10 protein-coding genes and 2 pseudogenes are annotated in these 12,987 nt (G+C 54.0%); 10 read left to right on the forward strand and 2 right to left on the reverse strand.

What is annotated here, in order from left to right; all coding sequences use genetic code 11:
• Positions 1–227: 227 nt before the first annotated feature.
• Together DPA2511_RS18980 and DPA2511_RS18985 are read left to right on the forward strand one after the other, a co-directional pair.
• Positions 228–2,267 (forward strand): putative bifunctional diguanylate cyclase/phosphodiesterase, encoded by a 2,040-nt coding sequence (locus tag DPA2511_RS18980; RefSeq protein ID WP_226376613.1) that lies wholly within the window; start codon positions 228–230, stop codon positions 2,265–2,267.
• Between the two features lie 212 nt (positions 2,268–2,479).
• Complete coding sequence (locus DPA2511_RS18985) at positions 2,480–2,728, forward strand: YdgH/BhsA/McbA-like domain containing protein (RefSeq protein WP_015855348.1); 249 nt, start codon at positions 2,480–2,482, stop codon at positions 2,726–2,728.
• Between the two features lie 9 nt (positions 2,729–2,737).
• Here DPA2511_RS18985 and DPA2511_RS18990 read toward each other — a convergent pair whose 3' ends face one another.
• Positions 2,738–3,715, reverse strand: a complete 978-nt coding sequence (locus tag DPA2511_RS18990; protein WP_015855349.1) for a LysR family transcriptional regulator — start codon at positions 3,713–3,715, stop codon at positions 2,738–2,740.
• A gap of 86 nt (positions 3,716–3,801) precedes the next feature.
• Here DPA2511_RS18990 and DPA2511_RS18995 point away from each other — a divergent pair, with 86 nt between their 5' ends.
• The 8 genes and pseudogenes from DPA2511_RS18995 to DPA2511_RS19030 all read left to right on the forward strand — a co-directional run bounded on the left by DPA2511_RS18995 (position 3,802) and on the right by DPA2511_RS19030 (position 11,779).
• Positions 3,802–4,722 carry a carbon-nitrogen hydrolase family protein gene (locus DPA2511_RS18995; protein ID WP_015855350.1) on the forward strand — a complete coding sequence of 307 codons (921 nt, stop codon included), beginning with the start codon at positions 3,802–3,804 and terminating at the stop codon, positions 4,720–4,722.
• A gap of 319 nt (positions 4,723–5,041) precedes the next feature.
• Positions 5,042–5,812, forward strand: coding sequence for an amino acid ABC transporter substrate-binding protein (locus DPA2511_RS19000; protein ID WP_015855351.1), 771 nt, complete (start codon positions 5,042–5,044; stop codon positions 5,810–5,812).
• A gap of 27 nt (positions 5,813–5,839) precedes the next feature.
• Positions 5,840–6,506, forward strand: a pseudogene (locus tag DPA2511_RS22140) (amino acid ABC transporter permease).
• A gap of 131 nt (positions 6,507–6,637) precedes the next feature.
• Positions 6,638–7,330, forward strand: a complete 693-nt coding sequence (locus DPA2511_RS19010; RefSeq protein WP_015855353.1) for a CTP synthase C-terminal region-related (seleno)protein — start codon at positions 6,638–6,640, stop codon at positions 7,328–7,330.
• Between the two features lie 295 nt (positions 7,331–7,625).
• Complete coding sequence (locus DPA2511_RS19015) at positions 7,626–8,651, forward strand: amino acid ABC transporter substrate-binding protein (RefSeq protein WP_023638513.1); 1,026 nt, start codon at positions 7,626–7,628, stop codon at positions 8,649–8,651.
• A 75-nt stretch (positions 8,652–8,726) separates the two neighbouring features.
• Positions 8,727–9,905, forward strand: coding sequence for an amino acid ABC transporter permease (locus tag DPA2511_RS19020; protein WP_015855355.1), 1,179 nt, complete (start codon positions 8,727–8,729; stop codon positions 9,903–9,905).
• Positions 9,906–9,920: 15 nt separating this feature from the next.
• On the forward strand, positions 9,921–11,009 hold the full coding sequence (locus DPA2511_RS19025; protein ID WP_015855356.1) for an amino acid ABC transporter permease: 1,089 nt from the start codon (positions 9,921–9,923) through the stop codon (positions 11,007–11,009).
• A gap of 8 nt (positions 11,010–11,017) precedes the next feature.
• Positions 11,018–11,779: an amino acid ABC transporter ATP-binding protein gene (locus DPA2511_RS19030; RefSeq protein ID WP_015855357.1), complete on the forward strand. Its 762-nt coding sequence runs from the start codon at positions 11,018–11,020 to the stop codon at positions 11,777–11,779.
• Positions 11,780–11,934: 155 nt separating this feature from the next.
• Here DPA2511_RS19030 and DPA2511_RS22145 read toward each other — a convergent pair.
• Positions 11,935–12,686, reverse strand: a pseudogene (locus tag DPA2511_RS22145) (IS3 family transposase); the annotation flags it as partial.
• Positions 12,687–12,987 lie beyond the last annotated feature (301 nt).

The following is a 12,987-nucleotide window of genomic DNA, read 5'->3' on the forward strand; positions in this document are numbered from 1 at the left end:
CGTGTTATATCCAGGCTCACTCATGATGTCGGCTGGATTCTGGCGGGTAATCCGATATCACAGCATGGGCTGACGTCGCGCGGTTCATCACTAAAAGTGATGTTTGGTATCAGGTCATCGGGAGACGCCATCATTCGCAAATTAGAAGAAATATCACTAAGTCGATATCCAGATTCTTAAAAACGTGATAATTCCATACGCCTACAACGTACCGCACGACGGAAAATATGATGTTAATCGTTTCGTGGGACACACTGATGATTGCCATATCCTGGTTAGTGGCGTTTATCGCCTCTTTTGTCGCACTGGATATGGCTGGCAAGGTTGCCTATTGCGAAAAACGTGTTGCCTTGTTCTGGCTGACAGCGGCTGGTACCGCCATGGGCATGGGTATCTGGGCGATGCATTTTATCGGCATGTTGGCAATGCACCTACCGATAACGGTGAGCCATAACCTCAACCTCACCGCGGTGTCCTTACTGGTCGCCATATTTTCCTCTCTGATTTCACTGCATCTCACGGCTTCAGCCCCCCAACTCACACGCGCCAGACTGGTGCTTGCCGCGCAGACTTTCGGCGGCGGCGTAGTCTGCATGCATTACACCGGCGTGGCGGCAATCGCGGTTGCCGACGGCATACACTGGAACGGTTGGTGGGTAGCGGTATCCATACCGGTAGCCTTTGTCGCTTCCGGCATAGCGATGTGGCTGGCGTTTTCTCTGCGTCTACGGCAACGGTTATTTGCCCGCCTTGCCGCAGCGCTGGTGATAGGCGCTGCGATCGCCGCCATACAGTACATCGGCTTCTCGCCGCTGGCGCACTATCACGGAGACAGCGTCAATCAACGCGAGCTTTCCGTCTGGGTATCGGCAATATCGTTGTTGATCCTCGGCGCCATGCTGGTGATTTCTATGCTTGACGCCCAGTGGCGGGCGTCCCGCTTAACCGACAGTTTGAGGCAGGCCAACGACCAGTTGGCACGGCTCGCCATGCACGATGCGCTGACCGGGTTGCCCAACCGCATGCAACTGGAAAGGGAACTGGAATCCTGCCTTCATCACGCCCGCCAGCACCGGCAAACCTTTGCGTTGATGTATATGGATCTCGACGGTTTCAAAATCGTCAATGATGCCTGGGGGCACTACCTCGGCGATCAGTTACTGGCTGGCGTGACGACGCGCCTGCGCGAGTATCTGGGGCCAGGCATGACCCTGGCACGGATTGGCGGGGACGAATTCGTGCTGCTGATGCGAGACTGCGGCGAAGAGCAGGCTGCGGCGCTGGCCGACAAACTGGTACAGGCGATTGAGCAGCCATTCCACCAGTCGGGCTATACGCTGCGGGTCACGCTCAGCGTCGGCATCAGTCTGTTTCCGCGAGACGGTGCAACATCCCATGACCTCAGGCTCAACGCCGACACCGCGATGTACAGCATCAAACAGACCGGGCGCAACGGCTGGATATTCTACAGCCCGTCGTTCAGCCACCATGGCAACCACCAGCCGGAGCTGTTGCAAGCGTTGCCAAAAGCGTTGGCGCTCAACCAATTCCGTTTATGGTATCAACCCAAATATCGGCCGCCGAATGGCCCCATCCACGGCTTTGAAGCACTGATTCGCTGGCAGCATCCGCAAAAGGGCCTGCTACTGCCCGATAAGTTTCTGCCCATGGCGGAAAAAACCGGTCTGATTATCGCCATCGGCGAATGGGTCATCAACGAGGCCTGTCGACAATTGCAGGTCTGGCACCAGCAAGGTCAGGTTCACTGGACCGTAGCCATTAACATTTCTCCCGTCCAATTCGACCAGCATAATCTGGTCAGCGTGATTTCCGACGCACTGGCGAAATACCAGATTCCGCCGTACATGCTGACGCTGGAAATCACCGAAAGCGTCGCCATGCGCAATCTGGAAAAAAGCCTGAATATCCTCCACGAGCTGGATCGACTGGGGGTCAAAGTCTCGATCGACGACTTTGGCACCGGTTACTCCAATCTGCTTTCCCTGCGCCGGCTGCCGGCCAGAGAGTTGAAGATCGACAGGACGTTCGTTAAGGACTTACTGCTCCATAATAAAAACGCCGTGGTAGTCACTACTATCATCGAGATGGCCCGTTCCATGAACCTGGAAGTGGTTGCGGAAGGCGTGGAAACACCGGAGCAACAGGAATTGCTCACCCGCCTCGGCTGCTATTCCTTGCAGGGATTCCTGCTCGCGCCACCGATGCCGCCAGACCATATCAACGAACAACTGGCGCTCCCTCGCTAACGGCTTACGCCTTGCCAGCCGCAGACCGGATTGCTCGGTCTGCGCCATCACCCGCCGAAATACCTTCAACACCGAAAATCAATTATTTTAAATAAAAATAACAAATAAACCTGATTTCAACACCCCGTAAGCCGGCATATCGTTACCTCCATCGAAGGAAGACTCGCCTGAAATCGCAATCTAACCGAATATACACGTGAAGGATATTGACCATGAAATACATCAAAAATTTTGTTTCAATCATCACTCTTGCTACCGTTTCCTGTGGTTCCTTTGCCGCTACCGAAATTCAACATACGCAAGGCCAAGCCATCGGCACCGTTTCCGCCCGCGCCAGTACACTGGACGGCCTACAGGCATCGTTGTCGGAAAAAGCCAGCGCCGCCGGTGCCACGTCTTTCCGCATCATCTCCGCAGGCGGCCAAGATCAGCTGCGCGGCGTAGCCGAGTTGTACCGATAATACGGCCTCCTAAGAACGGCCATCGGGCGGCTCTTTTTTGTTCAATCTTCCGGAGATCAGGCCGTATTCGTCGTCAGATCGCCGTTCGGCAAACACGCATTGAACCGCTTGCCTGACGGCGACGACCGCCGGATCGCGTAATGCGTCGAGCCGCCACCCCAGTTCAATGGCGTAACCAGGCAAAACCAGCGGACAAGGCAGCACGCGCAGATCGGCGATTGCCGCAATCGGGTAGGCGGCATGGGCCGGCAGCGTCACCAGCGATTCTGACCCCTTAAGCAGATAAGGAACGGCTGCAAAATGGGTAGTGGATACTTCAATCCGACGCTGCAACCCGAGTGCCGCCAGCGCTTCATCCACGATGCCGATAAATCCGCCCGATGAAACCAAAATATGTCGACGACGGATGTACTCTTCCAACGTCAGCGCATCCGGCGCATCTGGCCGGTTGTCCAGCAGGCAGGCATAACTCCCGCCGCCCAGCACTTGCCGACCCAGAATACTTGACGAAAACCCCTCCGTGGAAATAGCCAGATCCACCGCTCGCTCCATCAGCATATCCGCAGCTACTCGGCTGTGGGTCTGCCGGAAGATCAGCCGAATACCGGGATATTCCGCAGCGACCTGATTGGTCAGCGTCCTGGCCAGCGCAATCTCATAATCGTCGGACCATCCCATCGTCACCGTGCGCCCCTGAAATTCATCCCCCACCGAATTCGCCATCGACAAGCTCTGGCGACACTTGTTGAGCGCATCGCTGATGATGGGATGGAGTTCATCTGCGCGCCGCGTCGGACGTAACCCCCGCCCTGTGCGCTCAAACAGACGATCGCCGTAGATATTCCTCATACGCCCCAGCGCAGCGCTGATCGCCGACTGGGTGACGCCCAGCCGTAATGCCGCACGACCAGCGCCGCCCTCTTCATACAAAGCTTCAAATACCTTGAAGAGGTTCAGATCCATCGTCTCGATATTAATTTTATTCATTTCATCTATATGGCATGGCGCGTTGATTGATAACGGTTGAGGCAGGTATACCGTTCATCACCACCCACATCAACAGGAAAACCGTTATGTCTCTAACGACCGTCGCCGCACTGCAACTGGGTTCATCGCCCGAAGGAAAAGAGGCCACGCTCGCTGGCATTCTGGCCTACGAAAACGAAATCATCGCCAGCGGCGCCCGGCTGGTGGTTATGCCGGAAGCGGTACTGGGCGGCTACCCCAAAGGGGAAACTTTCGGTACGCAATTAGGCTACCGCTTACCGGAAGGTCGGGAAGCCTTTGCCCGCTATTTCGCCAACGCCATTGATGTTCCCGGCCAGGAAACCGAAGCACTGGCGGGGTTGTCGCAACGAACCAATGCCAGCCTGGTGGTCGGCGTGATCGAGCGAGACGGCAGCACGTTGTATTGCAGCGCACTGTTCTTCGATCCCCAACAGGGGTTGGTCGCCAAGCACCGTAAACTGATGCCGACCGGCACCGAACGACTCATCTGGGGACAAGGAGACGGATCGACCCTACCAGCGGTGGAAACGGCCGCCGGCCGCATCGGCTGCGCCATTTGCTGGGAAAACCACATGCCGCTGCTACGTACCGCGATGTACGCCAAAAATATCGACATCTGGTGCGCACCCACCGTGGACGAACGCGATATCTGGCAGGCATCCATGCGGCATATTGCCCATGAAGGGCGCTGTTTTGTTATCAGCGCCTGTCAGGTGCAGCCGTCGCCTGCATCCCTGGGGATCAGTATTCCCGGGTGGGAGCCGGACCGGCCGTTAATTCAGGGCGGCAGCGTCATTATCGGCCCCTTGGGCGATGTGCTGGCAGGGCCGCTGCGCGGACAAGAAGGCTTGCTGACCACGCAGGTGGATACGAAGGAACTGGTACGGGCACGTTACGACTTCGACGTGGTCGGCCACTATTCCCGTCCTGACGTATTTTCCCTCAGTGTGGATGAACGCCCGAAAAAAACCGTCAACTTTCTGTAAGACGCTTTGCCACTCACGAGGACGGCATCCGACATCCCAGCCGCAACAATCCAATCGGTTGGCTGGACGGGAAAACGCCAAGGAAGGCTTCTGCCGATGATTTCTCCTGCCTACATACATCGACCTTAAACATCCGATCGACCGGTGTTGCGCCGCAACTCGTCGGCATCTTATGGGTTATCAGACTATAAACAGTCACATTTATCTTTTTTGGTTATAAAAAATAACATTTCTTCATCACGCCGCGACCATTTAGTCCGTGCATCCCACTATATGCCGCGACATAATCCGTGACGTCATTTACTGATAGGAATCCGTTATGAAAAAAGTAAGCTCCGCCCTGCTCTCTGTTGCATTATTGACCACAGCATTCGCCAGCCATGCACAGGACGATCTCAGCGCCATCAAAGCGGCAGGCGTCATCAAATTCGGTACGGAAGGAACCTATGCGCCCTATACCTATCACGACCAGTCCGGCAAACTGGTTGGCTTCGATGTGGAAATCGGCCGCGCTGTGGCTGAAAAGCTTGGCGTAAAAGCAGAATTTGTTGAAGGACGTTGGGATGGCTTGATTGCCGGCGTGGATGCAAAACGCTACGACGCGGTGATCAATCAGGTCGGCGTCACCAAGGAACGTCAGGCAAAATTCGACTTCTCCAAACCCTATATCGACGCCCGCTCCGTACTGATCGTCCGCGGCGATAACACTACCATCAAGAATTTCGACGAACTGAAAGGCCGTAAGTCAGCCCAAAGCCTGACCAGCAACTATTCAAAGCTGGCCACCAGCTATGGCGCCAATATCGTGCCTACCGATGGTTTCAACCAGTCGCTGGAGCTCGTGCTTAGCGGCCGCGCCGACGCCACGCTGAACGACAACCTGTCTTTCCTCGATTTCAAGAAACATAAGCCTGACGCCAACGTGAAAGTGGTCGCAACGGCGGAAAGCGGCGATCCCTCAGCGATTCTGGTGCGGAAAAACCAGCCGCAACTGGTTGAAGCACTGAATAGTGCGCTGGACCAGATCAAAGCCGACGGCACCTACAAAACGATTTCTGTGCGATACTTTGGGCAAGACGTTTCCCAATAATCTGCATTGATATCGGAGTTATTCCAGATGCCATCATGGCTGCAACTCATGGCAGACTCCTTCTGGAGTCTGCTGTCCGCCGGAATTCAATTTACGGTTCCCCTCGCAATCCTCTCTTTCATTCTTGGTCTGGCGGTCGGCGTCATCGTCGCGTTGCTGCGTCTGTATGGCCCGAAACCCTTAAAATGGTTCTGCGATTTTTTACGTGTGGGTGATCCGCGGCACGCCGCTGCTCGTCCAGCTGTTTCTGATTTTTTACGGTTTGCCCAACGCGGGGATTACGTTGGATGCCTTTCCGGCAGCACTGATTGGGTTCACCCTCAATGTCGGTGCCTATACTTCGGAAATTGTTCGCGGAGCGATCTTGTCAGTCCCTAAAGGACAATGGAACGCAGCGTATTCGCTGGGCATGAACGGCGCACAGGCGATTCGCTGGGTGATCGTGCCGCAATCGGTTTTCGTTTCCCTGCCGCCGCTCTCCAATACCTTTATTTCGCTGATCAAAGATACATCATTGGCGGCAGTCATTACCGTACCCGAAATGTTTCTGGCGGCGCAGCGCATTGTCTCCGTCACCTATGAACCGCTGATTCTCTATGTTGAAGCGGCCCTGATTTACCTGTTGTTCAGTACGTTTCTCGGCAAGATTCAGGTTCGGCTGGAAAAATATTACCAGCGGCACACCGTGCATTGATGCCACGGGAAACAGGCGGATTGGGCGGTGCCCCGTCACCCTGCGTGGCGCCGCCTAATTATTCGCGTTTCCATATCTCGACATTATTTCCGGTTTGCCGTAGCCTCTGTTTTTACCAGCCGGAGAATGTCATGAAACAAAATGCCGGAATCGTGCTGATAGGTGACTACAATCCCGCCGTCATCGCCCATCAGGCCATCCCCCCCGCCATAACCCTGGCAGCTCGCCACCTCGGAATATCCACGGAATTTCAATGGATACACAGCGAACAGTTATCGCCCCGGCAGCTTGCAGAGGCTGATGCCGTATGGTGCGTACCCGCCAGCCCTTACAGTAATGACGAAAACATCCTGCAAGCCATCCGCTATGCCCGCGAATCCGGCACGCCGTTTCTCGGCACCTGCGGCGGTTGCCAATATGCCTTGCTGGAATATGCCCGTCACGTGTTGCAATGGCAGGACGCCAGCAATGCGGAAGTCACCCAGCAAGGGCGTTGCGTCATTGCACCATTACAATGCGAGATGGTGGAAAAGCAAGGCGATATCCATTTAGCGCCAGACAGCCATGTCGCCCGTGCATACAGCACACTGGATATTACCGAAGGCTATCGCTGCCGATATGGCATCAATGAGGATTTTCGCCGCGATTTTACTGCGGCGACCGTCAATGTGACCGGCACCGACGACAACGGCGATATCCGGGCGATCGAACTTTCAGACCATCCGTTTTTTGTCGGCACGCTATTCCAACCTGAGCGCGCTGCACTAAAAGAGATAGCGCCGCCGCTGGTTATCGCGCTGTTGCGGGCCGCCGTCCAACGCTAGAAACGTTTCACCCGGCATGGATTGCACTATGCCAGCGCAATTTTGCGCTACAGCATCCACCTTGGTGCAATCCATGCCTTTTATTTATCCCCTCATACCGCCTGTTTATTACTCATCCCCTGCTGATGCATTTTGATTTTCAGCCTGCCGGGCACCAATTACCAACCTGGCATTATTTTTGCTTTATACAAATACGGCTCGATGTCGACGGAGCACAGAGCCAACAGACAGGAAAGGCGCACGTAACGGGCGCCAAAACACAACAGCATAACTATTAATTAGGCACACGATGATGATGAAAAAAGTGATTATGTCTACGCTGGTTGCCGGCGCTTCACTGTTCGCCCTTGCTAACCAGGCTCATGCTGGCGCAACTCTGGATGCCATTCAGAAGAAAGGATTTGTACAGTGCGGTATCAGTGATGGACTTCCCGGTTTCTCGTATGCTGACGCCGGTGGCAAATACACAGGTATTGACGTTGACGTCTGCCGTGGCGTAGCAGCAGCCGTATTCGGCGATGCCAACAAGGTGAAATACACCCCGCTGACGGCAAAAGAGCGTTTCACCGCCCTGCAGTCCGGCGAAGTTGACATCCTTTCCCGCAATACTACCTGGACTTCCTCACGCGACGGCGGCATGGGCCTGCTGTTTACCGGCGTAACCTACTATGACGGCATCGGCTTCCTGACCCACAACAAAGCGGGCCTGAAAAGCGCTAAAGAGCTGGATGGCGCAACCGTTTGTATCCAGGCCGGTACCGATACCGAGCTGAACGTAGCGGACTACTTCAAAACCAACAACATGAAGTACACCCCGGTCACTTTTGATCGTTCCGACGAAAGCGCCAAGGCGCTGGATTCCGGTCGCTGCGATACGCTGGCTTCCGACCAATCCCAGCTGTACGCGCTGCGCATTAAACTGGGCAAACCGACCGAGTTCGTCGTTCTGCCTGAAGTCATCTCCAAAGAACCGCTGGGCCCGGTTGTCCGTCGCGGCGACGAAGACTGGTTTGCCATCGTCCGCTGGACGCTGTTCGCCATGCTGAACGCCGAAGAAATGGGCATTACGTCCAAAAACGTCGACGCGCTGGCGGCCAAACCGACTACCCCGGATATGGCGCACTTGTTGGGTAAAGAAGGCAACTTCGGCAAAGACCTGAAACTGCCGAACGATTGGGCCTACAAAATCGTCAAACAAGTCGGTAACTATGGCGAAGTGTTTGAACGCAACGTTGGTCAGGGCAGTGAGCTGAAAATCAAGCGCGGTCTGAACGAACTGTGGAACAAGGGCGGCATCCAGTACGCTCCTGCCGTTCGCTAATCTATCCTCCGCACAATTCGGGCACGTTCTGCGTAATCAGGCGTGCCCTTGCTTTACCGTTACAGAGGCTCCAACATGCTTCAACGCCCAACCGTGAAAAGTGATCTTTCACTGACTAATCCAGCGGTGCGCGCCTGGTTGTATCAAATCATTCTTGTCATCGCCGTATTGGCCTTCGCCGGCTATCTGGTAAGCAATACGGTGACGAACCTTGCACAGCGCGGCATTACGTCAGGTTTCGCCTTTCTCAACAACAGCGCCGGCTTCGGCATTATCCAGCACCTGATTGATTACCAGCAGGGGGATACCTATGCGCGTGTGTTCGTTGTCGGGTTACTCAATACGTTGCTGGTTTCAGCTATTTGTATCGTCTGCGCTTCTTTGCTGGGATTCGTCGTCGGGCTTGCGCGTCTGTCGGATAACTGGCTGTTGCGTAAACTCTCCACGTTCTATATCGAAACTTTCCGAAATATTCCGCCGCTGCTGCAGATTTTCTTCTGGTATTTTGCCGTACTGCGCAACCTACCGGGGCCACGTCAGGCGGTGAATGCGCTGGATACATTCTTTCTGAGCAACCGTGGTTTGTACATCCCGTCGGCGGAACTGGGAAGCGGCGCGCTTTCCGCTGTGCTGTCATTGGTTGCGACGTTGATGGTCGCCATACTGATTTCCCGCCGCAGTAAACGTTATCAGGCGCTGACGGGTCAGCAGCGCAAAACCTGGCCGATACCGCTGACGATGCTAATCGTATTAATGGGGTTATCCCATCTGGTGTTCGGCCCTGCGTTGCATTGGGATGTGCCGGAATTGAAAGGCTTCAACTTCCGTGGCGGTATGGTGCTGATTCCCGAACTGGCGGCGCTGGCGCTGGCATTATCGATCTATACGTCATCGTTTATCGCAGAAATCATCCGTTCAGGGATCCAATCCGTTTCGCACGGCCAGCACGAAGCGGCGCTGTCGCTGGGGCTACCCAAGTCAGTGACGCTGAAAAAAGTCATTCTGCCGCAGGCGCTGCGCGTCATTATTCCGCCATTAACCAGCCAGTATCTGAACATTGTGAAGAACTCGTCGCTGGCGGCAGCTATCGGTTATCCAGACATGGTGTCGCTGTTTGCCGGGACAGTGCTTAACCAGACCGGTCAGGCGATTGAAACTATCGCCATCACCATGTCGGTATACCTGATCATCAGCCTGTTGATTTCATTGGTGATGAACGTCTACAACCGGAAGATCGCGTTAATTGAGCGCTAAAGGGACAGGGTTATCATGACGACACGTACTACATCCAACCCGACGCCCGTCAACAACGCTATTGCCTGGGCGCGGCGTAATCTGTTCTCCAGCGTGACCAACAGCATACTGACGCTGGTCTGTTTGTGGCTGCTGTGGGAGCTGCTCCCCCCCTTGCTTAACTGGGCGATTTTCAAGGCCAGTTGGATCGGCGATTCACGCGGAGACTGTACGCCGGATGGCGCCTGCTGGGTCTTCATCCATGCCCGATTCAGCCAATTCATGTATGGGTTGTATCCGCGGGAAGAAATTTGGCGCATCAATTTTGCACTGGTACTGGCGTTAATCAGCATCCTACCGATGTTTTGGCGAGCATTACCTCACCGCGGCCGTTATATCGCCGTCTGGTGCGTGGTTTATCCATTGCTGGCCTGGTGGCTGCTATTCGGCGGATTCGGCGGGCTTCCCCGTGTGGAAACACGCCAGTGGGGCGGGTTGACGCTGACGATTATCATCGCCGCTATTGGTATCGCGGGTGCGTTGCCGCTAGGCATATTGCTGGCGTTGGGGCGCCGCTCCAACATGCCGATCCTGCGTTCGTTGTGCGTTATTTTCATCGAGTTCTGGCGCGGCGTACCCCTGATCACCGTGTTGTTCATGTCATCCGTAATGCTGCCGCTGTTTCTGACGGAAGGCACCAATATCGACAAGTTACTGCGTGCGTTAGTCGGGGTTATCCTTTTTCAGTCGGCTTATGTCGCCGAAGTGGTGCGTGGCGGTTTGCAGGCATTGCCGAAAGGGCAATATGAAGCAGCCCAAGCGCTGGCACTTGGTTACTGGCGCATGCAGGGTCTGGTTATCCTGCCTCAGGCGCTGAAACTGGTGATACCCGGTCTGGTCAATACCATTATCGCGCTGTTCAAGGACACCAGTCTGGTGATCATCATTGGGCTTTTTGATTTGTTCAGCAGCATCCAGCAGGCAACCGTTGACCCGACATGGTTAGGGATGTCAACGGAAGGTTATGTCTTCGCCGCCATTCTGTACTGGATTTTCTGCTTCAGCATGTCCCGCTACAGCCAGCATTTAGAAAAACGTTTTGATACCGGACACAAGTCCCATTGAGGTTATCCATGAACCAGGACACGTTAACATCATCTGCCGACCACATGATTTCGCTGGAAAATGTGAACAAGTGGTACGGACAATTCCATGTACTGAAAGATATCAATCTGCAAGTAAAACAAGGCGAACGTATTGTACTGTGCGGGCCATCGGGTTCCGGTAAATCAACGACTATCCGCTGCATCAATCATCTTGAAGAACATCAGCAAGGCCGTATCGTAGTCGATGGTATTGAGCTGAATCACGATAGCCGTAATATCGAAAAAATTCGGACGGAAGTCGGCATGGTATTCCAGCACTTCAATCTGTTTCCACACTTAACTGTTCTGCAAAACTGTACGCTGGCGCCGAGTTGGGTTCGCCGTATGCCGAAAAAAGAGGCGGAAGAACTGGCGATGCATTATCTGGAGCGCGTCCGTATCGCCGCCCACGCTCATAAATATCCTGGGCAACTTTCCGGCGGGCAACAGCAGCGTGTGGCTATCGCTCGCTCTCTGTGTATGAAGCCCAAAATCATGCTGTTCGATGAACCAACTTCCGCACTTGACCCCGAAATGGTCAAGGAGGTTCTGGATACCATGCTCGGGTTGGCAGAAGACGGTATGACGATGCTATGCGTGACCCATGAAATGGGCTTCGCCCGTACCGTAGCCAACAGGGTGATCTTTATGGATCAGGGCGAAATCGTTGAGCAAGCGCCACCGGATATCTTCTTTACCAGCCCGCGATCCGAGCGTACTCAAACATTTTTGGCGCAAATTCTGCACTAATAATCGACCAAACTCTTTCCACCCCGAGGGGAAGAGTTCTAATACTAAGAAAAAGCCCGCTCTCAATGAATGGGCTTCTTTTTATACAGTGATCCGTCCTGAATAGCGTTGACACGTTCCTGGCTTAAATCCGGAGAGCGTGATGATGACTGTGACTAGTCCTGATATAGGTTGACAGTTGTTTGCCCGTAAAACGCCTGATGAACTTCATCAGGCGTTTTGTATTTCAGGGCCAGATGTGGCCGTTCATGGTTATAAATTGCTACAGACTCTTTCACCATTTTCCTTGCCTGTGCCAGCTCGGCCGGGCGTGAGAGTAAAAATTCACTCTTCAGGATCCCGTTTATTCGTTCCGCCAGTGCATTCTGGTTGCAGTCGTAACCCTCTGTCATTGAACAGGTTATTCCGTATTCTTTATGCACTGACTGATAAAGTGCTGAACAGTATTGTATCCCCCTGTCTGAGTGATGTATCAGAGGGCCTTCTGTTTGCCTTTGCCGCACTGCCTGTTTGAATGCTTTTACTACATTTTCAGTGTGCAGGGTTTCATCTACATGATAACCCATGATTTTTCTTGAGCAGGCATCAGTGACCAGACTCAGATAAACCGTGCCGTTGCGTATCGGCAGGTAAGTAATATCTGCCACCCATATCTGTTCCGGCTCAAGAGCGGTAACCTGTCCAGGACCCGGTTTCAGCAGGTTCGGGGGCCGTGATGGCTGTTGGTGGTTTTGTGGTATTCCCGTTTTACTGGCACCAGAAGCCGGTGCTCACCCAGCAGGCTGAACAGGCTATCCCGACCGATATTCATTGTCTTGTCTGGGTGACTGTTCAATAGATGGTGCAGTTTACGTGTGCCTATCTTCGGCTGGCGGCACCGGAGCCGGGCAATAACATCTAGAACCTTACTATGGTGTGCATGTCGTTGATGAATGTCATATCGCTGCGGGGCCTGGATAGCCCATTTCGCCTTTTTCGACTTGCTCAACGACGGCTATTTTAAAGGATAGAGGATAATCACGTTGGGTACGTTTGAACTCAGTCATCATCACGCTCTCCGGATTTAAGCCAGGAACGTGTCAACGCTATTCAGGACGGATCAAAAACAAAAAAAAGCCCTGAACCTATGTTCAGGGCTTTTCTCTAATTGAAACCTGGCAGTTCCCTACTCTCACATGGGGAGACCCCACACTACCATCGGCGCTACG

It is taken from the genome of Musicola paradisiaca NCPPB 2511, assembly GCF_000400505.1.
Classification (GTDB): Bacteria; Pseudomonadota; Gammaproteobacteria; order Enterobacterales; family Enterobacteriaceae; genus Musicola; species Musicola paradisiaca.